Here is a 22651-nt window from a genome sequence, read left to right as displayed (position 1 = left end):
TTACCCGTTAAAACAGCGATCTTTCGCGCGCGGGATACCCCTTTATCCCGCGCGAAAAAGATTACCCTTTACGTCGATGCATCAGTAAATACACCGCCGGAATGACTAACATCGATAATAACGGCGCGCTGATCATGCCGCCGATCATCGGAGCGGCAATGCGCTGCATCACCTCGGATCCGGCACCGCCTCCCCACATGATCGGCAGTAATCCGGCCATAATGGTGGCGACGGTCATGGCTTTTGGCCTTACTCGCAGGACCGCCCCTTCGTGGATGGCGGCGCACATTTGTTCCGCGGTCAGCGGTTGCCCCGGTAATTGATGCTTTTTCACCGCCTGATTGAGATACAGCACCATAATGACGCCAAATTCAGCGGCCACGCCAGCCAGAGCAATAAAGCCCACCGCAGCGGCAACCGAGAAGTTGTAGCCCAATCCATACAGCAGCCAAATACCGCCGATCAGAGCGAAAGGTAGTGTCGCCATGATCAGTGCGGCATCCCTGACTTTGCCGAAGGTCACAAACAGCAAAACAAAAATGATCATCAGCGTGACGGGGAGAACAATTTGCAGCTTGGCGGTGGCTCGTTCCAGATATTCAAATTGACCTGACCAACTGAGAGAGAGTCCTTCCGGTAGTTTAACCTGCTGATCCACCGCTTTTTGCATATCCAACACCGCAGATTTAAGGTCTCGTCCACGTAGATCCACATAGATCCAATCGGAGAGGCGGGCGTTCTCACTTTTCAGCATAGGTGGGCCTTCGCTAATACGAATATCCGCCAGTTCCGACAGAGCAATTTGCCCGCCCGCAGCGGTCAATACCGGCAGGTCGCGCAGTTTTTGCAGCGAATCGCGCAGCTCACGCGGATAACGAAGATTGATCGGGAAACGTTCCCGCCCTTCAATGGTTTCACCGATATTCTGTCCGCCTATCACGCTGGCAACCAGAGATTGCAGCTCTTTGACCGAAACTCCATAGCGCGCCGCTCTCTGGCGATCGATATCGATATCTACGTAGCGGCCTCCAGCTAAACGTTCAGAAAGTGCTGAAGTGACACCAGGCACTTGCCGCACAACTTGCTCGATCTGTAAGGCAACCTGTTCGATTTGCTGAATATTCTTACCGTTTACCTTGATCCCAACGGGACTTTTAATGCCGGTGGAAAGCATATCCAGCCGATTGCGGATCGGTGGCACCCACAAATTCGCGATCCCCGGTACTTTTACCGTGGCGTCCAATTCTTCGATCAATTTGTCCATCGTCATACCTGCCCGCCATTGATCTTTGGGCTTAAAACGAATGGTGGTTTCGATCATGGTTAACGGCGCAGGATCGGTCGCGGTTTCAGCCCGTCCCGCCTTGCCAAATACCGTATCGACCTCGGGAATAGTTTTGATCAGACGGTCAGTTTGTTGTAGCAGCCGCGTGGCTTCCTGCACTGAAATACCCGGTAAAGTCGATGGCATATACAACAGGTCGCCTTCATCCAGCGCAGGCATAAATTCGTTGCCTAAACGGCTGAGCGGGTACAACGTGGCGACCAAAGCCACAGCGGCTAGCGTCAGAGTAGTTTTAGGGCGAGCCAGCACCGCGCTAAGCACCGGCTGATATAATGCGATTAGCCAGCGATTTATTGGGTTGGCATTCTCATCGGGAATGTTACCGCGAATAAAATAGCCCATCAGCACGGGTACTAAAGTGATGGCTAAACCGGCAGAAACCGCCATGGCGTAGGTTTTGGTAAAGGCCAGCGGCGAGAACATTCGGCCTTCCTGCGCCTGTAATGAAAACACCGGAATAAATGACAGCGTGATAATGAGCAAGCTGCAAAATAGCGCCGGGCCGACTTCAATCGCCGCCCGCTCGGAAATGTGCCAGTAATCCTTTCCGACGGGTTTTTGCCCCGGATGATCTTTTCGCCATTGTTCCAGCACTTTGTGCATGTTCTCTATCATCACGATCGCGGCATCCACCATAGCGCCAATGGCGATAGCGATACCTCCCAGTGACATAATGTTGGCGTTAACTCCTTGATAATGCATCACGATAAACGCGCCGAGAATTCCCAGTGGCAGGGTAATAATAGCCACCAGCGCCGAACGGAAATGGAAGAGAAATAGCGAGCAAATCACGGCAACCACCAGAAACTCTTCCAGCAGTTTGAAAGACAGACTATCGATGGCGTGGGTGATTAACTGAGAGCGATCGTAAACCGGTACGATTTCCACGCCTGCGGGCAGCGTTTGCTGAATTTGTTGCAGTTTGGCTTTGACGCCGTTGATGGTTTCCAACGCATTTTTGCCGTAGCGCATCACAATAATGCCGCCAGCCACTTCGCCTTCACCGTTTAATTCGGCCACGCCGCGGCGTATTTCAGGGCCCATTCGCACGCTGGCGACATCCGATAACAGGATTGGAATGCCGTCGCGGGCGGTAATCACGATGTTGTTAAAATCATCCAGCTTTTTCAGGTAGCCGGAGGTGCGGACCATGTATTCCGCCGAGCCAATTTCCAATACCGAACCGCCGCCTTCTTGATTACTATCCTGAATGGCGCTGGCGATTTGCTGATGGGAAAGATTCAGTGCGCGCATCCGTTCAGGATCGAGCACCACCTGATATTGGCGCACCATACCGCCTACGCTGGCGACTTCGGAGACGTTGGGAACGGTTTTCAGCTCAAATTTTAGTGTCCAATCCTGTAACGCTCGCAAATCCGCCAGACTGTGTTTACCGGTTTTATCTATCAACGCATATTCATAGATCCAGCCAACGCCGGTGGCATCTGGCCCCAGCGCGGCCTTGGCTTCGGCGGGCAGACTGGATTGCACCTGGCTGAGATATTCCAGCACGCGAGAACGCGCCCAGTAAGGATCGGTGCCTTCGGCAAACAGCACATACACGTAGGAATCACCGAACATAGAAAAACCACGTACGGTTTCTGCGCCCGGCACCGATAGCATGGTGGTGGTCAACGGGTAAGTCACCTGATCTTCCACCACCTGCGGCGCTTTACCCGGATAACTGACGCGAATAATCACTTGGGTATCAGATAGATCCGGCAGGGCATCCAGCGGCGTTTGCTGTAGCGACCAGATTCCCCAGCCGGCCATCATGACGGCACCCAATAGCACCAATAAGCGGTTGCGTAATGACCAACGAATCACGGCGGCAATCATAGGTGGCCTCCATGAATTTGCTGCTTATCTGCCAATTTTGATGGGTTAATGTGCTGAATATGCGCGCCGTTATCGTCCAACGTGAATTGAAAATCCACCTGAGCACCGACGTGGATATTCGCAGGAAAATCGCTTTCTGGAAGAGTGAAATCCATCGTCATTGGCCCCCATTTCAACGCAGGAATCGCTCCGTGGCTCAAAGTGATAGTTTGCCCGTCAATAGCATTGACGCGGCCTGAAGCGCTATAGGTATCTGGCGCGACGGCGCTAGTTGGATTGCTACCATCGATGGATTTAGGCTCCTCCATTTGCGGAAGTACGCTTTGCAAGCTGGCTTCGGAGTCGATCAGGAACTGACCGGAGGTAACCACTTGCTCGCCGAGACTCAGTCCCTGTTTAATTTCTACCCACCCGTCCTGAGAGTGACCGGCGGTGACGTTGACGGGTTTAAAGTGACCGTCTCCTTCACTGACCAGCACCCGACTGCGACTGCCAGTCAGTAACAGCGCTTCCTGCGGGATTGCCAACACCGGTGGCAGCGCTTCCCGCGAGGTTGCTTGCAGATTCAGGTACATGCCCGGTTTTAATTTTTGCTGCGGGTTATCCAGCACGATACGGGCTTTCAGTGTGCGAGTAGTTAAATCCATGTTAGGCAGCAGTTCACTGACTTTCCCATGGAAAATTTCTCCTGGCCAACTGGCAGAGGTCGCCTGAATAGCGCTACCGAGCTGCAACTGGCTCGCCTGAGCCTGTGGGTAATCAATGACGACCCAAACCGGATCCAGACTGGCCAGTTCAAATAGAGATTGCGTGGCGCTAACCTGCGCCCCAGCGCGAATATCCAGCTTGTTAACGTAACCTGCGGAGGGAGCGCGTAAGGTATAGCGGGTTTGCGGCTGACCGCTTTTTTCTACCTGACGAATAATTTCATCAGGCATAAATTGCAGCTGCAAACGCTGGCGAGCGGCGGAGGTTAGCGGGTTATCTCCCAACTTGCGGATCGCCAGATATTCCTGCTGAGCGGCGTTCCATTCCGGTATCCACAGAGACGCTAACGGCTGATTTTTGCTGACCTGCTGCTGGTTGGCTCGCACCCAAAGCTGTTCGACGATCCCGTTGGCACGAGCCGGTATAACTGAAACGCTGCGCTCATCGGTAGCTACCGTGCCGTAAGCGGTTAAGCGCAAATTCAGGCTACGCATCTGGGACTTTTCCGTGCGTATGCCCAGATTTTGCTGCTGTCTGGCACTGATAATCACGCCTCCGTCATCGGCCTGTTGATCGGCGTAACGGGGCACTAGCTCCATATCCATAAACGGAGATTTACCTGGCTGATTAAAACGTTGTCCAGGAGTCATCGGATCGTACCAATATAAGACTTTACGGCCAGATTCTGCGGTGTCAGGCGAAGTTATTTCGCTATGTTGCGCCGGTTTTCCCAACCAGTAACCGGTCAATCCGCCCAGCATAGCGACGGCGACCAGACTCAAAGTGAAGTGCTTTTTCATCGTGTTGTCTCCTGCGGGATTAAATAGCGAATAGCAACCCACAGGGCGGCCAGTTCACGAGCGGCATCGCGAGTGTTTAGCTCGCTTTCCAATAGCGCCCGACGGGCATCCATCACCGAGGACAGATCGCTTTTATTGCCCTGATACTGCGCAATGATCAGATCTAGCCGCTTTTTTTGCAGCGGCAGCACTTCCTGACTCTGACGCTGCCAACGTTGCTGGGCGGCCTGATATTGTGCCAATAGCGTGTCGAGCTGCGCCCGATGATCTCGCGTCAGTAAAGTGAGCTGATCGTTGGCTTCCATGGTGCGGGAAACGTCGGCGGCATAGTCTTTATCCTGTCTTTGGGAGCGAAACAGCGGTAAATCCACGCTAACCATCACCCCGGCCATATCGTCATAGCCCTCAGAACGTTTGGCGTAATAAACCTCGACGCCAATATCAGGAATTGCCGCAATGGCAGACTGAGCCGAACGAGCCTTTGCCACTTCCGCTTCGCGGCTGGCCTGTAATACTTCGGGATGCTGGAGCACCGCCGCCTGCAAAACCGCAACATCAGCAGGCAGGCGGGTGAAAGCGGGCAGTGAACCGCTGGCTTTGGTCACTTCCAAACCGGTTAGCTGGGTCAAACGCGTTTGCGCCAGACGCACGTCTCGCTCGGCGTTGGTTAGGCGATCCTGCATGGCAACCAGCATCAACCGGGAATCCACTACGCTACTGGCAGGGCTGGCTCCGCCGATAACGCCAGCCCGTTTTACGCCAATCTGTTTTTCACTTTCCAGCACCAGTTTTTGAGCATCTCTGACGGCTTGTTCGGCGAGCGCCAAATCCAGCCACGATTGGGCCGCATCTTTCTGCAAACGAGCGCGAATAGTTTCGCTGGCCGCCGCGGTTTTGCGTGCCTCCGCGTTGAAGGTATCGGCTTTGCGCTGGCGTTTATCGCCGCTTACATAGTCTTGCATGATGCCAATACGCTGCATGGTCATGCCTTCCCGAGTAAAGCGGTGACCGTTATTGCCGCCGACCGGCAGATTTTCTATTCCGAATTTGAGTTTGGGATCGGGCAGTTGAGTGGCGGAACTGGCCATATTTTCCAACGCATTCACCTGATGTTGATTGGCGGACAGTTCGGCGGAATAACGTTCAGCCGAACTGATAGCCTGATTCAGCGTGATCTCGACGGCCTGAGCCGCCAACGGCAGGCACAGCGTCAGCAAGGTGAGCGAGCAGGCAAGGGCTGGCCGCACCGGAGAACGATGAGAGAGGAATCTGATCATGTTAACCCTGCTTAAGATTGGTGCGGAGCGATGGAAACCAGTTCGTAACCCTGCGCGGTCTGGCGGAAGCTGAAATCGGCTTCTGTTCCGACCGTTAAAGGTTGCAGATTATCTGCTGTGGGTAAGCTAAAGCTCATGGTCATCGGCGGCCAGTTAAGAGCTGGAATGGCCTGATGACTGATGAATACCCCTGCGGCGCTCCAGGTCTTAATTTTACCTTGGGACTGATAAATGGTTTCTACGGATGTACTCGATGCATCCGGTTGATACATATGCTGATGGGAATGCGGATCGGCTGAGAAAACGGCGGTAGGTAACACGAGGAAAAGGGTAGCAATAAGGATTTTCATGATTAACTCCAGACAATAAATAAACGCAAGGTGCCGCTGAATGACGGCATACAGGGGATATCAAGGTCTGGAGTTATTCTCTGAAACGACAGAAAACGATCTCCGTCGGAGGTCCGGCGATGGGAGGGGAATACCAATCGCTTTTTTGTATCACTTCATGGGTTTGAACCGCTGCGAGCCGCAGTTCGGTTTGTGGAAGTAAAGCGGCTAGCGCGATAACGCTGCCGTCTGGCTGCATCGAATCCGGCACGCAGTGTTTGTCACACAGCGCATTTTGCGCCTGACCGTGGGACATATCCATCGTCTGCCGAGTATGTTCCTGATGCTGAATAACCGCCGGTTTGTCGGACAGCATCAAATCGCAATGATGGCCAGCTACCGCAACTTGAGCATTAAGTATCAGCCAGAAAAATACCAACAGCAGCCCGCACATACGCTGGGTACTGGTGCGTATGCGGTGCATTAACTGGGGTATTCCTACGGACGCTGACATAGTTTTGCCTCAATGGGTGATGGGGCGAGTATAAAGATAAAACCCTAATTTTAGAAAGGTTAAATGACATGAGAGGGAAAGTTATTATTAGGTTAACTTATTATATTTTATAAAGTTATATTGTCGTGGCGATGAAGGGAGAGTGAACGCGTGGGGAAATATTTACCTTTCTTTAAGGTTTGTATGGAAGATAAGAGGAAGGCAGTAGGAAATCGGCGCCTGCCAGCAGACAGGCGCGGTGTATACGCAGCGATTACCAGGAATAACTGACGGTTGCGGTAGCAGTACGACCCGGAGCATAGAAGCAGGCGGAATCGGTTGAACAGGTTGCCACGTACTCCTTATCGGTGATGTTATTCAGGTTAACCTGTAGTGAGGTCCCTTTCAGCGTCGGAACTGCATTACCTAATTCGTAACGCATCATCCAGTCGTACACGGTAGACGCCGGTACTTTGAATGTGTTCTTTCTATCACCCCAACTGGTGCCCATATAACGTACGCCAGCACCGGTAGATAAACCACTCAGCACGCCTTCGTTAAAGGTATACATCCCCCACAGCGCCGCAGCGTGGTGTGGAATAGTGGGTGGCATTTTACCTTGCTCGCCAACGCGGGTTGTTTCGCGCACTTTAGCCGTGGTGTAGGTATAAGACGCGATGACATCAATATTATCGCTTAGCGCGCTTTTTAATTCGGTTTCCAAGCCTTGAGATTGAGTTTCCCCGATAGGAATGTCGTAGTTCAGCACCTGATCGCGCTGGCTGATGTTTTTCTGACGTAAATCATATAGAGCCGCAGTCAGCAAGGTTTGCGAACCCGGCGGTTGATATTTGATACCGGCTTCCACCTGACGAGCGGTAATAGGTTTCAGCGCTTCGTGACCCGGTGCGCCTTTACCCGTATTCGGCTCGAAGGAGGTGCTATAGCTGACGTAAGGTGAAATACCGGAATCAAAGGCGTACAGCACCGCTGCGCGACCGGTGAAGGCGTTATCATCCTGCTGCGTCTGTTTGCTGGTGACGCGGCTTAATGCTTTCATTTGCGACCAGTCATAGCGACCGGACAGCAATAGATTCCAGTTGCCATATTCGATTTGGTCTTGCAGATAAACGCCAACCTGATCCAGTTTATTCAGATCGTCATCGCTGACTCCCAGCGCGCTTTCCTGAATATTCAGACCATAAACCGGAGATACCCAGTCCAAATCGTATTTGCTGCCGCGATCCATCAGGAACTGGCTATCAATTCGGGTACGTTTGTAATCCAGCCCAGTTAATACCGTGTGGTTTAATTCACCGGTCCAGAAATCTGCCTGCAATTGGTTATCAAGCGAGAATTCGCCATATTGCTGTCTTTCGATTTGCGCACGGCGATTCATGGTGCGGTTGTCAGGCTGCATATCCAAAAATACCAGATAATTATAATGCTGCTTTATTTGGGTATAACGCAGATTCTGACGGAATTTAAAGGTGTCATTAATATAATGCTCGAAAGCATAACCGACGGAAGTTTGTTCACGCCATGATTGATCAAATGCGGGATCGCTGACGTTAAAATCACGCGGAATATAACCATACTGAGTCGCGGTCAGTAATCCTCTGGCCGGAAGGAAGTTACGTGAACCGGCTTCAGGCTCTCTTTGATAGCTGGTTAATAAGGTGAAGCTGGTATCTTCATTTGGTAAGAAAGTTATTGCCGGAGCAATGGCAAAACGTTCCTGCTTAAATGATTGCACCGCATCATCTTGAGTGCGGCCGATACCGTTCAGGCGATAAAGGACTTTCCCCTCGTCATCAAGGGCGCCACCAAAATCAAATGCCGCTTCGGCCAGTTTATTATTTCCGACGCGAGCCTGTACTTTATGGATACTTTCAGCGGTAGGGCGCTTGCTGACCATATTAATCAGGCCGCCTGGGTTAACCTGACCATATAAAACCGACGCCGGGCCACGGACGACTTCAACCCGTTCCAGCATCCAGGGATCGATTTGGCCAGCGCGACGCACGCCGCCGATGGAGCTATAGCTCAAACCATCGAGGAAACGAGGAACGGAGCCGAAACCGCGAATAGTCACTTCGTCATTCAGGTTGGAAGCGCCGCGATATTCAGAGATAACGCCAGCGGTATAACGCAATGCCTGAGCGACTGAGGTCGCATCTTGCGCCGCCATTTGCTCACGGGTAACAACGGAGATGGCCTGAGGTGTTTTAATCAGTGGAGTATCGGTTTTCGTCCCCGTGGAGCTATTGGTCGCTACAAAACCTGAATCTTCCTCCCCACTGCCCGCCTGTGCAACCACCACTAATTTATCTTCTTTCGGCGCATTGGCAGTTTTATTCGTCTCGGCCTGAGCGCCGAGAGACGGAATAAGAATAAGTGCAGAGGTAAATAGTAAAGTCTTAGAGGTAGAGCTGACGCGAAGCGGTAGTTTCCTTGGCATCAATTTGCCAGAAAGATCGAACATGATTTATCCCTTACCTAGAACACAATTAATAAAAATAAAAAGCGTGTTTGCGCAATCAGGGCTTAAGGTCACCCGGTATTACGTATTGTCAGGCTCGGCTGGGTATGTTCGCGCATTCCTGCCAAACCTTAACGCAGTGTCTCTAAGGCCATCCAATCCAGCCAAAATCAGTACATCGACGGTATTACCGCTTTATTTTTGTGCTAAGCGCCGCCAGTTTGCCTATGGGGTGAGCAAACTATAAGTTGATGTATTAGAGCGAATGCCAACTATGTTATTGCAAACACAAATAGTTCTCAATATTATTTGTGTTTGCTTGTATCCCTAAATATATATGAATCAATCTTTAGCCTGCCTAATGGTTTTCAGGACTGATACAGAAAGTTGAAACAGCGAGGGAAGGTTGTGAATGCAGTGAACAGTTATCCGGACAGCCAAAGCTTATTAAGCGATCCTCAGGCTGGCAGTGAGGCATGGTGGCAACAGGTTGCGCAGTGGGGCACTCCTCTGGTTGAACCTAGAGAGACAGATCGGGTAAAACTGACGTTTTTATGGCGAGACCCACAGGGAAACGCTCAGCAGTCTTCCCTCAACCGAGTTTATATTGATGTTAACGGTGTCACTGACCACCACAGTTTTACGCCTGAATGCCTAAAGCGCCTCGGTGATTCCGATGTGTGGTATTGGCAGACTGAGGTTGAGCCTGATTTTCGCGGTAGCTATAGCGTGATTCCGGTCAGCGCCAGCCAGTGTTTGCAACTGCCGGAAGGTAGCCATGAGCAGCGGCGCATGGCGCAGCGTAACTGGTGGATTTCTTTACTGGATCTGGCAGAAAGCGACCCGCTAAATCGAATTCGACCACATTACAGCAACCGTGGCACACCTCTCTCTGCAGTACATCTTCCCGCTTCACTTCCGCAGCCTGCTTGGAAAGACGTCGATGCTGGCAATCCGCCGCCAGTCGATCCGGCGCGTCTGCATAAGATCCTCTGGAACAGTAAGTTGCTCGGTAATAGTCGCAATATTTGGATCTATTCCACTGGGGAAACCGATCAACCGCAGGATCGTCCGTTGGCTATTTTGCTGGATGGGCAATATTGGGCGCAGGGGCAGCCGGTATTTGGCGTGTTGGATCGACAAACCGAGAGCGGCCAGCTCCCTCCCACCGTTTATGTGCTGATTGACGTTATCGATCAGCAGCATCGCGGGGAAGAGTTGCCTTGTAATCGGGAGTTCTGGTTGGCGATTCAGGCCGAACTTCTGCCGCTGGTGGCGCAGTATCAGCCTTTTAGTGGCCTGGCCTCACGCACTGTGGTTGCAGGGCAAAGTTATGGCGGCTTAGCCGCGCTGTATGCTGGGCTACATTGGCCGCAGCGCTTTGGCTGCGTACTCAGTCAGTCAGGTTCATTTTGGTGGCCGTGTATGGATGATTCCGCGCTGATGCCCGACGGCAACGCTGAAGTTGCCGGTTGGCTTACTCAGCAAGTTCAGCAAGGCGTGGGAGCCGATCATCAACTGGATATCTTTATGGAGGCAGGGCGCAGGGAAGACGTGATTTATCAGGTTAATCAGGAAATGCAGCATGCATTAGAGCAATCCCCTCACCGCGTAAACTGCCGCTTTTATTCTGGCGGGCATGATGCCGTGTGCTGGCGGGGCGGATTAATCGATGGTCTGCATTATTTACTCAATCTTAAAAATGACAGTAATTAATATGATGAATGAAGCCCAAGTGAACCCTTTTGATGATGAAAGCATTCCCTTTTTTGTGCTGATCAACGCTCAGCGCCAGTACAGCCTGTGGCCTGAAATCACTGCGATTCCCGCCGGTTGGGAACCGGTATTTGGTCCGGCGGTAAGGGAAGCCTGCGTACGCTATCTGGAAATGAACTGGACGGATATGCGCCCTCAGCGCCTGATGAATGCTCAACCGGAATAAAAACCTATCTCTTGTCATGTTGCATCTAGCAGCGCCTAAAACCCTTAAAAATGCTTTGTCAGGCGGTTTTTTCGCGCTGTAGATGCGTAACCGCTGACAGGCTGCGCCGAATGAGATAGCCCAGCATGACCGATGGACAGACGCCGGAATAACCGGATTCTTGATACTTGCCAAATAAGGAATTGTTGCCGTGTCAGAGGCTTTAACCCTAACTTTTTCGGCCGCGAACGAAAGCGAATTACCGCTGGTCGCAGCTCAACCGGGTATCTGGTTTGCCGATCAGATCGCGGTCCAAAATAACGCTTACGCTGTCGCGCATTATATCGAACTCCGTGGTCATCTCGATGTGGCACATTTTCAAGCCGCGCTCCGTCAGGGACTGGCCGAGGCCGATATTGTCCACGCCCGCTTTGGCACGGGTGATAACGGGCCGGTACAGTGGATTCCTCAGGCCATCGATCCTAAGCAGATCGCGCCTGCGGAAATATTGGATTGGCGAGATCGAAACGATGCCGCCCTCGCCGCTCAGGTTTTGATGGAAGCGGATCTTTTGGGAGCGGATCGTCCTGAATCTGCGAATGTTCCGGGTTATCGCCATCTGTTATTCCGAGTGAGTCCGGCGAAAGATCGGCCTGAAGGCGAAGAGCGCTGGTTGTGGTATCAGCGTTATCATCATTTAATGGTGGATGGCTTTAGTTTTACCGCATTAACGCGACGTATAGCTGAGATCTATACTGCGCTGGTGTCTGGATTGCCCGCAGGTGAAAATCCGTTTACCGCTTTTAGCGAAGTGGTGGCCGAATATCTGGCCTATCAAGGGTCGGAAGCGGAAGCTAAGGATCGTGAGTTCTGGTTACAGCACGCGGCGGAGCTGCCGGTGCCGGTTTGTCTGTCTTCCTCTGGGAAAAACAGCGGCGAACAGAATCTCTCTCCTTTGCCGCTGCGCTACCACTTCTCCACTGATATCGCCCAATTTTCGGCCATTACTGAAGCGGTAAAGTCGCAGCGTCTATCTGCGGCGGATATGGCGATTGCCTTGGTGATGAGCTATTTGTATCGTATGAGCGGGCAACAGCATCTTTCCGTCGGTTTTCCATTTATGCGCCGAATGGGTTCTGTGGCTATTGGCGCGCTGGGGCCGGTGGTCAACGTGCTGCCGCTACAGGCGAAAATGCGCGACGATCTCACTCTGGCCGAAGTCGCGCGTAATCTGGCTCTAGAGCTGAAAACGCTGCGACGCCACCAGCGTTACGAAGCCGATCAACTGCGGCGCGATCTCGGAATGGTTGGTGCAGGGCAGGATTTGTATGGCCCAACCATTAATTTCAAACTGTTTGAATATCAGCTGAATTTTGCCGGTATTGATGGGATCACTCATCAAATGGCTTCTGGGCCGGTGGAGGATTTGGAGTTCAACCTGTATCTGGATGAAGGTCAGCTTAGCGTTGAGTTAACCGCTAATCCGGCGCGCTACGATATGGCCAGCCTGCGTTTACACGCTCAGCGTATTCAATATTTGATCCAACAGATCGCTCGCCAGCCAAATGTGGCGATCGGGCAACTGTCATTGATCGATCCGCAGGAACTGGCGGCTATCGTTCAATGGGCCAACGGACCGGCGATTTCCATGCCTGCCCGTGCGGTTTCGGTACTGGATATTTTCCATTCTCGCGTTACCCAGCAGCCGGAGGATTGCGCGGTAGCCTGCGGCGAGCATCGTCTTAGTTATCAGCAACTTTCGGTTAGAGTAGCGCAATTGGCGCGGGCGCTGATTGCTCGCGGCGTCGGTGCTGACGATGTGGTTGCGATAGGTTTGCCACGTTCGGTCGATTCTCTGGTGGCTATTTTAGGGGTGTTGGCGAGCGGCGCGGCCTATATGCCGCTTGATCTGGACTATCCGCTGGATCGACTGGAATTGATGTGCGATGACGCGCGTCCTTGCCTGTTATTAACTCATAACAGCATCCGTGAGCAATTGCCGCAACTCGCTGTGACGTTAAGCCTGGATGACGAGGTTTTCCGCAGCGAATGTGCGGCATTACCGACTCAACCTGTCGTTGACGCCGAACGGCGTGAAGCGCTCAGTGGTGCGCATCTGGCTTATATTATTTACACTTCTGGCTCCACGGGACGACCAAAAGGGGTGATGAGCACCCATGGCGGCCTGCTCAATCTGCTGGTGGCGCATGCCGATAATTTATACGGCCCGGCAATGGCGGAATTTGCTCGGCAGCATCGCCGCCGGATGCGTGCCGGACACACTGCGTCGTTTTCCTTCGATTCCTCCTGGGAACCCTTGTTCTGGATGATGATCGGCTGTGAGCTGTATATCTTCGACGAAGAAATGCGCCGCGACGCTTATTCATTGGTGCAAATGATGGATGAGATACCCATAGATACAATGGATATCACGCCGTCATTCTTCTCTCAAATGATCGACAGTGGTCTGCTGGAAAACGGGCGTCATCGTCCGGCCTTCATTATGATCGGTGGAGAAGCGGCCACGCCGCGCCTGTGGAATCTGCTTAAGCAACATCCGGAATTAAACGTTCATAACTATTATGGGCCATCGGAATACACCATTGACACCTTGGGAACCAGTACGCGAGTTTCCGATCAGCCAGTTATTGGCCGACCAGTCGCTAATACCGAAGTGTATCTGCTGAACAACAAGTTAGAGAGAGTGCCGGTTGGCGTGATGGGTGAGTTGTATATCGCCGGTGCCGGTTTGGCGCGCGGCTACCTGCGCCGCCCGGATCTGACGGCGGCGCGCTTTGTGGCGAATCCTTTCCGTGAGGGAGAGGTGATGTACCGCAGCGGCGACTTAATGCGCTGGACGCCGGAGGGACAGCTTGATTTCGTTGGCCGTATTGACCACCAGATTAAAGTGCGTGGCTTCCGCGTCGAATTAGGAGAAGTGGAAAATGCGCTGGTGGCATTGCCGCAGGTCAGCACGGCGGTGGTGATTGCCGAAGCTATTGGAGCTACCCACCGTTTAATCGGCTATTGCTCGGTACCAGATGCGGATCTGAATGCTAATCCGCAGCTTTCCAGCCAGTTACTGGAACAGCTTGCCGCGACCCTGCCAGACTATATGGTGCCAGCGGTGTTGGTGGTGTTAAATGAGTTGCCGCTAACGGTAAACGGTAAAATCGATCGTCAGGCGCTGCCTGCACCGGAACGCGCGGTGCAGCAAATTAGCCGTGCACCGCAAACGCCAGAAGAAACTCTGATTTGTCAGGCTACGGCCGATCTGCTGGGGTTGGAACAGGTTGGCGCGGATGATGATTTCTTCGCACTGGGCGGCGATAGTATTTCCGCTATGGCGTTGGGTACGGCACTGCGCCGGCAAGGTTATCAATTGCGTCCGCGAGATATTTTCTCTCAACGCACTCCGGCGCGAATGGCGCAGGCGTTGCAGCCTATGGGCGAGAGGGCACCGGGTAAACCGACGGCAGAAGGTAAACTGCCAGACACGGTAATGGCCGCGGTCACGGAGAAATACGGTGCTGTCAGCGCGGTGCTGCCAGTATTGCCGCTGCAACAAGGTTTGCTGTTCCACGCCCAGCTAGGTCGTGAGGCGAATAACTACAACGCAATGAGCCGTTTTGAGCTGGAAGGGCCGTTGGATGCTGACCGCCTGCGCGGCGCGTTGGAGCTGTTGCTGGTTCGCTATCCACAGTTGGCGGCGATCTTTGACACTGAATTGCACAGTGAGCCGCTGCAAATTCTGCCGACGATCGATACAACTCAAATGAATGTGCCGTGGCGAGTGCTGGATCTGTCAGAAATGACGGCGGATCGGCAGGCCGTGGAGTTCCATAATCTGGAACGTAGCTTGCTCGCGAAAGATTTGATCGCCGCCAGCCCGTGTCCGTTATTGGAAGCGGTACTGGTGCGCTATACCGCCGATCGTCACGCATTGATCCTGGTTGCTCATCACCTGATCGGTGACGGCTGGTCATCTTCGATCATGCTGCATGATCTACTGCATGCTTACGGCAATCTGCCGTTGGCACCACTGAAAGTTAGCTACGGTTCGCTAATCAATCAAATGACGCAGCGAGATCTTCAGCAGGATCGTCAGATCTGGCAACAGGCGATGCTGGGCGCAACGCCCTCGATTCTTTACCCTGAAGCTAACTCATCAGGTCCGGTTCGGGAGTTGGCGGTGGAGTTAGGCTGCGAGCTGACGGCGGGATTGGTCGCTTTGCTGCGTCGGGAAGGTTTGACGCTGAACACCCTGTTACAAGGGGTTTGGGGGACTTTACTGGGCGCACTGAGTGGCCGCAACGATGTGGTATTCGGTTCGCCGGTATCCGGCCGCTATGCGGAAGTGGAAGGTATTGAGCAACATATAGGTTTGTTCAGTAATACCATTCCGGTCAGAGTTAAATTACAGCCAAATCTGCCATTACTCGCGCAACTAAACGCGTTGCAACAGCAGCAAATTCAGCTGTTGGAGCATGATGGGCTCGGGTTGGGGGAAATTCAGCGCCTGGCCGGTGCTAACACGCTGTTTGATACGCTGTTAGTCGTAGAGAACTATCCTGAAAACAGTAAGTTACATCAACAGGCATTCCACGGCCTGCGTTGCGCCGGTCTAAATAACCGTGGCTATACACATTATCCGTTGGCGCTGCTGGCGCTTCCGGGGGAAAAACTGCAGTTGCAGTTGGAATATCGCGATGTGGTACAAGATCCACAGCGGGTGGCACAACGTTTGGTTATGTTGCTGGAATATCTGGTTTATCAGCCGGAATTACCGGTGTCAGCGCTGGATCTGCAAACGCCGGATGAGAAAGCCCTGCTAGCCGAAATCAATAATACCGGCGTAGCGCTACCGGCGGTGACGCTGTGTGACCTGATGGTTCAGCAGGCGCAGGAAACGCCGCTGTATCTGGCGCTATTGGATATCCATCAGCAGCTAAATTATCAACAGGTTCGTGAAAAAGTGACCGCGTTGGCCGCTCATCTACAGCGGCAGGGCGTGCGCGCCGGCGATCGAGTGGCGGTCGCCTTACCACGCTCGGTGGATCTCAGTCTATCGCTGATGGCGATACTGGAAGCCGGTGCGGCTTACTTGCCATTGGATACCGGTTATCCGGACGATCGTTTGGCTTACATGATCCAGGACGCCCGGCCACGCTTAATTATAACTCTCAGCGATCTGGCGGAGCGCTTCGCCGGTCAGGGGGGGTTGTTATTACTGGATCGGTTAGCTCAGCCTTGGCCTGCGGCGCAGGATTTTGTCGCGCCTTCTATCACCCCCGATCATCCGGCCTATCTGATTTATACCTCGGGATCGACCGGTCGGCCAAAAGGCGTAGTGGTTTCTCACGGTGCCATCGTTAACCGACTGTTGTGGATGCAAAATGAGTATCCATTAGGCAGTGATGACGTGGTATTGCAGAAAACCCCTTGTAGCTTCGACGTATCGGTGTGGGAGTTCTTCTGGCCGATGATTACTGGAGCCAGATTGGTTATGGCTCCGCCGGAGGCTCATCGCGATCCGGAAGCGCTGCGGGCGATCGTGGAAGATTACGACGTGACAACCGCTCATTTTGTGCCTTCCATGCTGGCTGCTTTTGTCAGCGCCATGAGCGGGCAGGGACGAACCTGCACCAGCCTGCGTCGGGTATTCTGCAGTGGTGAAGCGCTTTCCCGCGAACTGTCAGAGTTGTATCAACAAAGTTTCTCTGCGCCGTTACATAATCTGTACGGGCCTACGGAAGCCGCGGTGGACGTCACTTATCAACCGGCTTACGGCGCGGATCTGGCGCGGATCACTGGCAATAGTGTGCCGATCGGTAAACCGGTATGGAACACTGAGCTGCGTATTCTCGATCATCTATTGCGACCGGTTCCTGTGGGTGTGGCGGGCGATCTTTATCTGTGCGGCGTGCAGTTGGCGCAGGGATACTATGCGCGTCCGGATCTGACCGCCAGCCGCTTCGTTGCCGATCCTTTCGATTGCGGTCAGCGAATGTATCGCACTGGCGATATTGCCCGTTGGTTGGCTAACGGCGAGGTGGAATATCTGGGACGTAGCGACGATCAGTTGAAAATTCGCGGTCAACGCATCGAACTGGGTGAGATCGAATCTGCGCTGTTGGAATTACCGCAGGTGCAGCAAGCGGTGGTGGTAGCTCGCACGCTGGTCGGGTCTGAAGGCGTTCTGGCCGGTGCCGACAGCCGTCAACTGGTGGGCTATATCGTACCGACTGCCGGACAGATGGAAGTCGATACCGAAGTCCTGCGTAATGCGTTAACTGAGCGTTTACCTGCTCATATGGTGCCGGTGGTTATCGTGAGTCTGGAGGCCTTCCCACTCAGCGCCAACGGAAAGCTGGATCGCAAAGCCTTGCCAGCACCGGCTAGCCAGTCAGATAACGGCGGGCGAGCTCCGGCTGAAGGATTGGAAACCCGAATTGCGGAAATGTTTGCCAGCCTGCTTGGGGTAGATTCCGTGGGTGCGGATACCGACTTCTTTGCTGCCGGTGGCCATTCTCTGTTAGCCATGCGTTTAGCGGCAGATTTGCGCCGTGAATTGAAACAGCCAGTAGCCGTGGGTCAGGTAATGGTTGCTTCTACGGTTGCTGGTCTGGCAGCGGCGCTGAGCCAGCCACAGTCACAAAACCAGAATGAAATCGGTTTTGGCGAAGTGATGACATTGCGACAAGGCTCCGGTGCGTCATTGTTCTGTGTGCATCCGGCTTCAGGTTTTGCTTGGCAGTTCAGCCAGTTACCGCGTTATCTGTCAGGTAAATGGCCGGTTCTGGGGCTGCAATCGCCGCGTCCCGGCGGCGCTATCGCCGAATGCGCCAACATGGATGAAATGTGCGAACAGCATCTGGCAACGCTACGCCGCATTCAGCCTACGGGGCCTTATCATTTAATGGGTTATTCATTGGGCGGCACCATTGCTCAGGGTATGGCGGTAAAATTGCAGGAACAGGGCGAGGAAGTGGCATTCCTCGGTTTACTCGATACTTACCCGCCTGAAACTCAGGACTGGAATGCGCCAATTGAAGCCGAAGCATTGGCTGAAGTGGAACGTGAGCGTGAGCTATTTATGGCGGCTACCGGCGATGAGCTGGAAGAAAAGCGTAAAATGTTCGATCAGATTCAGGCTAACTATGACGATTCGGTTGGCCTGTTATCTGCGGCTACCACGGCGGTTTATCACGGCGAAACCACGCTGTTTGTGGCGACGCAAACCCAGCCTGAAGGTGAAACACCGGCAGAGATCTGGGCTCCGTATGTGAAGAATCTGCGTACTTTTGAGCTTGATTGTTCCCATATCACCATGATGTCGCCGGAAACGCTCAAAGTGCTGGGTCCCTTGCTAAACCAATTGCTGAGTGACATCGGCAGTTTGGGAAAATAAGCGTGACTGCTAACCGTAACAGACTGCCGTAACTCATAAACATCAGGCCAGCGAATATGCTGGCCTGAATATTTTCTATCTTTAGCTAACGACTATTTTAACCAGAGGATTTATCAGTGAGTCACTGCTTTTTTCTGTTGTTTCTCAGCCACTGGTTATTCAATCTTCTTCGGCAATTTTGCGAGCAATGCTGCCATAAAATCTGCTGGCATCTGGTGTTTAGGTTCTGATTTCTTCGCCACTTTAGCCAACTGCGCAGCCGCCAGATTGGCAATATCCTCCTTACTGGCCGGCTTTATCTCTGTTGGGACATATTTGGCCTTCACTGGCGCGGAGAACATCGGAGGCGGCGGAGGCGGAGGAATCACACCGTTTTGAAAGCTAACATTCACTGGAGCAATAGGTGCCGCTATCGGAGCCGCAGGTGCAAGTTCCTGACGTTTAATCGGAGGCGGAGCATCTGTCACTTTTACCGACTTAAGTTTGTTGATAAAACTGTCAAATGGTTGCCCTTCTGCTTCCATTTTGAGCTTCATGACATCCAGAATAGAGACTCTTTTGGACATGGGGGCTGCCGGGGCTTCGCCGTTAGCGGATTGGCGCACATTTAGGTTGGAACGGAAAGAGCCGTCAGTTTGATCAGCGGTAGTTTTTGGGCGGGGAAAAAATTGAGACGAGGCGCTATTCCGCACGCCGGTAAAACTCTGAGAGAGTTTTCCCATTCCGCTGGAGCGGCTTTCTGTCTCGGGTTTATTATTCAGTTGGTTAAAAAATGCAAGTCGGCTACTGAAGGCGCTTGATGTTATCTGTGGCATAGGTTCTTCCTAATTGATAATTACCATGAATTAAATGGATTCCATCAATGATATGCGCGACATACGCTCAAAATTTGTATAAATAGCCTATGGGAAAAAATATATTTCCCATAGGAATCCATTTTGCCCCCAACTTTGCCATTTCAGCGCCAAATGAACCTATTTATCCTTTATTCTTCACTCGCCCCTTGGGAATAACCAGTGGGGTATGGGAAACCGGATCTTCAATAATCAGACAAGGCATCCCGAATACTTTTTCCACCAGCTCAGCGGTAATGACCTCGCGCGGTGCGCCTTCTGTCACCACCTGACCATCGCGCATGGCAATAATATGGGTGGCGTAGCGGCAGGCGTGGTTCAGATCGTGCAATACGGCCACCAGCGTGTGCTGGCGTTCGCGGTTCAGATCGCTGAATAACTCCAGTAATTCAATCTGATGAGCAATATCCAGATAGGTGGTTGGCTCATCCAAGAGCAACAGCGGTGTTTGCTGCGCCAAAACCATAGCGATCCAGACCCGCTGACGCTGTCCGCCGGACAGTGCATCAACCGTGCGATCGGCTAGCTCGCTAACGCCGGTGGCCTGCATTGCTTCGAGTACCGCGAGTTTGTCCGCCTGTGTCCACTGCTGGAGCAGTTTTTGGTGCGGATAACGACCTCGGGCGACCAGATCCATGACCGTGATACCGTCCGGCGCCAGTGAGGTTTGCGGCAGTAGCCCGAGGTGGCGAGCCACATGTTTAGTGTCATAGCGGGCGATATTTTTCCCGTCGAGAATTACCTCGCCAGCCTGAGGTTTTAGTAAGCGGCTTAGCGCCCGCAGTAGGGTAGATTTGCCGCAGGCGTTTGGACCGACAATGACGGTGAATTCGCCGTCGGGGATAGAAACGTTCAGGTTTTCACTGATGATCTTCCCTTCGTAACCTAAGGTTACGGCTTTGGCTCGCAGGCGGTTTTCGGCGGTGTTTACAGGGTTAGCATACAGATTACTCATGATCGGCGGGACTCGCGAATTAGAAGCCAAATAAGGTACAGCCCGCCGATGCTGATGGTCACCACGCCCACCGGTAGCTGATTAGGTGAAAACAGATGCTGGGCGCACAAATCGGCGGCAGCCAACAGCAACGCTCCCATCAAAGCAGAAGGAATGAGCGTGACCGAAGGCGTACCGGTCAGGCGGCGGGCAATCTGTGGGGCGGCCAGGGCAATAAATGAAATTGGCCCGGCGGCGGCGGTGACCGCTGCCATCAAAATAACCCCAATTGCCATTAGCCCGAGCCGGGTTTTTTCAACGGGAATGCCCAAGGCGCCGGCGGCATCGTCACCCATTTCTAGCAGCGGAATACGGCGGCTAAGCAACGCCACCAGCATCGTAGCCAATAAAATGAATAGGCTCGAAGGTGCGGCTTTGGCCCAGGTGATGCCGTTCAGCGAACCGGCTCCCCAGGCTGCTGCGCTGAGAGCCGCTTCCAGCGAGGCGGTAATGGTTAGCCAGGTATTAAATGCCGTCAGCATTGCACCGACCGCAATCCCGACGATAATTAGCCTGAATCCTTGTATTCCCTGACGGTAAGCCAGTAAATACACTGCCGCAGCGGCAAGCAAACCGCCGCCTAAGGCGCTGCTGGCAATCTCAAAATAGCTGCCATTGAACAGAATAATAGCCACCAGTGCGCCAGTATAAGCACCGGAGTTAAAACCAATAATATCAGGGCTACCCAAAGGGTTGCGGATCATCGATTGGAACAAAGCGCCGCTGATGCCTAGCGCTGCTCCGAAAATTAGCGCCATAACCGCTCGCGGTAGCCGCCACTGAATGACGATGGTATTGATATAACCGTTGGCCTGACCAAACAGAGCGCTAACCACCTGATTGGTCGAGAGTTTTAGCGTGCCGAAAGTTAACGCTAGCGCGCCCAATATCAGGCAGGCCAGCAGCAACAGGGCGCAGGTCAACAAACTGCGTGGACGCACGCGCAGATTTATCCGGCCGTCACTGTGGCCAATAATCCAAGGTTGAGTGATTGATTTCACAGGGCGGTCATCCTTGCGTTACGGCGTACTAATCCTATTAACAGCGGCGCGCCGATAAAGGCGGTAACGATGGAAACTCGCAGCTCACCAGGAACCAGAAAACGGCCGACAATATCGGAGAACAGCAGCAAGATAGGCGTCATCACCAGCGTAAAAGGCAGAATCCAGCATTGATTGGGGCCGACCAACCAACGGGCGATATGCGGCACCATCAGGCCAACAAAGGCGATAGGGCCGACGGCTGCGGTAGCTGCGCCGCACAGCAGAGTTACGGCAACGACTGACCAGAATTGAGTACGGCCAATATGCGCACCTAAAGCTGCCGCCAGATCTTCTCCCATATGCATGGCGTTCAACGGACGCGCCAGCAATAGACTGATTAAGGTGCCGACTACGATCGGCAACGTGACTGCGGTAACCACTGACATATTGCGAATATCCAGCGAGCCTGCTTGCCAGAATCGGACGCTGTCGTAAACCGTGGGGTGAGTCAGAGAGATGCCGGAGGAAATTCCGGTGAGAACCGCGCCAATAGCGACGCCAGATAAAGTCAGGCGCAACGGATTCACACCGCCGGCTCCCAAGGTTCCGACCCAATAAACCAATAGCGTGGTAAGCATTGCACCGACAAACGCAAAAATCATATAGCCGCTGATGGCGTTAGCCCCAAAAACGGTAATGCCGATAATAACGGCAAAACTGGCTCCGGCATTGACGCCGAGAATACCAGGATCGGCCAGCGGGTTGCGAGTCAGTGCCTGAATAATTGCGCCCGAAAGCCCCAAAGCCGCTCCGGCCAATACGCCAATCAACGTGCGAGGTAAACGGGATTCCAAAATCAGGGTACTGTCTTGCCCACTGTGTTCCCCCAGCAAGCTGCGCCATACCACGTCTAGAGGAATGGCTTTGGCACCGAACATCAGGCTACAGGCCATGATAATCAGCAGTAGAGTGAGGCAAAGAAATAAACCGAATACACGACGACGGTCGTTAGAGAAGCGGCCCGATTGGCTAGCCGCAACGGGTATGTTGAGTGTCTTATCAAGGGACATAACGATTCTTCTTTAATAAAATGATTATTGTTATCGTTTTGATTATCATTATTATTTGTTTGCGCTATGTTAGCACGAGTCATTATTGGATTACATCAGCAAAATTCTGCGAGTATCCGCGTGACAATACACTTTTTTCGGTCAA

13 protein-coding genes are annotated in these 22651 nt (G+C 52.9%); 3 read left to right on the top strand and 10 right to left on the bottom strand.

Annotation, left to right across the window (positions count from 1 at the left end):
• Positions 1-61 precede the first annotated feature (61 nt).
• The 6 genes from PL78_RS09800 to PL78_RS09775 form a co-directional block, all read right to left on the bottom strand.
• A complete protein-coding gene (locus PL78_RS09800; RefSeq protein WP_064515132.1) occupies positions 62-3184 on the bottom strand; it encodes an efflux RND transporter permease subunit in 3123 nt (1040 codons plus the stop codon).
• Entirely contained in the window at positions 3181-4692 is a 1512-nt protein-coding gene (locus PL78_RS09795; RefSeq protein WP_064515130.1) for an efflux RND transporter periplasmic adaptor subunit, read from the bottom strand. Before PL78_RS09795 ends, PL78_RS09800 begins: the two co-directional genes overlap by 4 nt.
• Positions 4689-5969: a TolC family protein gene (locus PL78_RS09790; RefSeq protein WP_064515128.1), complete on the bottom strand. Its 1281-nt coding sequence runs from the start codon at positions 5967-5969 to the stop codon at positions 4689-4691. The genes PL78_RS09795 and PL78_RS09790 overlap by 4 nt, the downstream gene beginning before the upstream one ends.
• An 11-nt stretch (positions 5970-5980) precedes the next feature.
• Complete coding sequence (locus PL78_RS09785) at positions 5981-6319, bottom strand: copper-binding protein (RefSeq protein WP_064515126.1); 339 nt, start codon at positions 6317-6319, stop codon at positions 5981-5983.
• A gap of 73 nt (positions 6320-6392) precedes the next feature.
• On the bottom strand, positions 6393-6782 hold the full coding sequence (locus PL78_RS09780) for a hypothetical protein (RefSeq protein WP_179207945.1): 390 nt from the start codon (positions 6780-6782) through the stop codon (positions 6393-6395).
• A gap of 283 nt (positions 6783-7065) precedes the next feature.
• Positions 7066-9276, bottom strand: a complete 2211-nt coding sequence (locus PL78_RS09775; RefSeq protein ID WP_064515123.1) for a TonB-dependent siderophore receptor — start codon at positions 9274-9276, stop codon at positions 7066-7068.
• 405 nt (positions 9277-9681) lie between these two features.
• Between PL78_RS09775 and fes the strand changes: the two genes are divergently transcribed.
• The 3 genes from fes (at position 9682) to PL78_RS09760 (ending at position 18605) form a co-directional block, all read left to right on the top strand.
• Entirely contained in the window at positions 9682-10989 is a 1308-nt protein-coding gene (fes, locus tag PL78_RS09770) for an enterochelin esterase (RefSeq protein ID WP_064515121.1), read from the top strand.
• 4 nt (positions 10990-10993) lie between these two features.
• The gene (locus PL78_RS09765) at positions 10994-11215 is read left to right on the top strand and encodes an MbtH family protein (RefSeq protein WP_064518374.1); all 222 of its coding nucleotides are present in this window, start codon (positions 10994-10996) and stop codon (positions 11213-11215) included.
• A gap of 190 nt (positions 11216-11405) precedes the next feature.
• Positions 11406-18605, top strand: a complete 7200-nt coding sequence (locus PL78_RS09760; protein ID WP_064515119.1) for a non-ribosomal peptide synthetase — start codon at positions 11406-11408, stop codon at positions 18603-18605.
• A 155-nt stretch (positions 18606-18760) separates the two neighbouring features.
• Here PL78_RS09760 and PL78_RS09755 read toward each other — a convergent pair whose 3' ends face one another.
• The 4 genes from PL78_RS09755 to fepD form a co-directional block, all read right to left on the bottom strand.
• Positions 18761-19420 carry a hypothetical protein gene (locus tag PL78_RS09755; RefSeq protein ID WP_064515117.1) on the bottom strand — a complete coding sequence of 220 codons (660 nt, stop codon included), beginning with the start codon at positions 19418-19420 and terminating at the stop codon, positions 18761-18763.
• A 163-nt stretch (positions 19421-19583) separates the two neighbouring features.
• Positions 19584-20414: an ABC transporter ATP-binding protein gene (locus PL78_RS09750; RefSeq protein WP_064515115.1), complete on the bottom strand. Its 831-nt coding sequence runs from the start codon at positions 20412-20414 to the stop codon at positions 19584-19586.
• On the bottom strand, positions 20411-21454 hold the full coding sequence (fepG, locus tag PL78_RS09745) for an iron-enterobactin ABC transporter permease (RefSeq protein ID WP_064515113.1): 1044 nt from the start codon (positions 21452-21454) through the stop codon (positions 20411-20413). The genes PL78_RS09750 and fepG overlap by 4 nt, the downstream gene beginning before the upstream one ends.
• Positions 21451-22506 carry a Fe(3+)-siderophore ABC transporter permease gene (gene fepD / locus PL78_RS09740; RefSeq protein ID WP_084414320.1) on the bottom strand — a complete coding sequence of 352 codons (1056 nt, stop codon included), beginning with the start codon at positions 22504-22506 and terminating at the stop codon, positions 21451-21453. The genes fepG and fepD overlap by 4 nt, the downstream gene beginning before the upstream one ends.
• Positions 22507-22651: the final 145 nt, after the last annotated feature.

Origin of the sequence: Yersinia entomophaga (assembly GCF_001656035.1) — a bacterium.
Taxonomy (GTDB): domain Bacteria; phylum Pseudomonadota; class Gammaproteobacteria; order Enterobacterales; family Enterobacteriaceae; genus Yersinia; species Yersinia entomophaga.
This window is presented reverse-complemented; position numbering and strand designations above follow the sequence as displayed.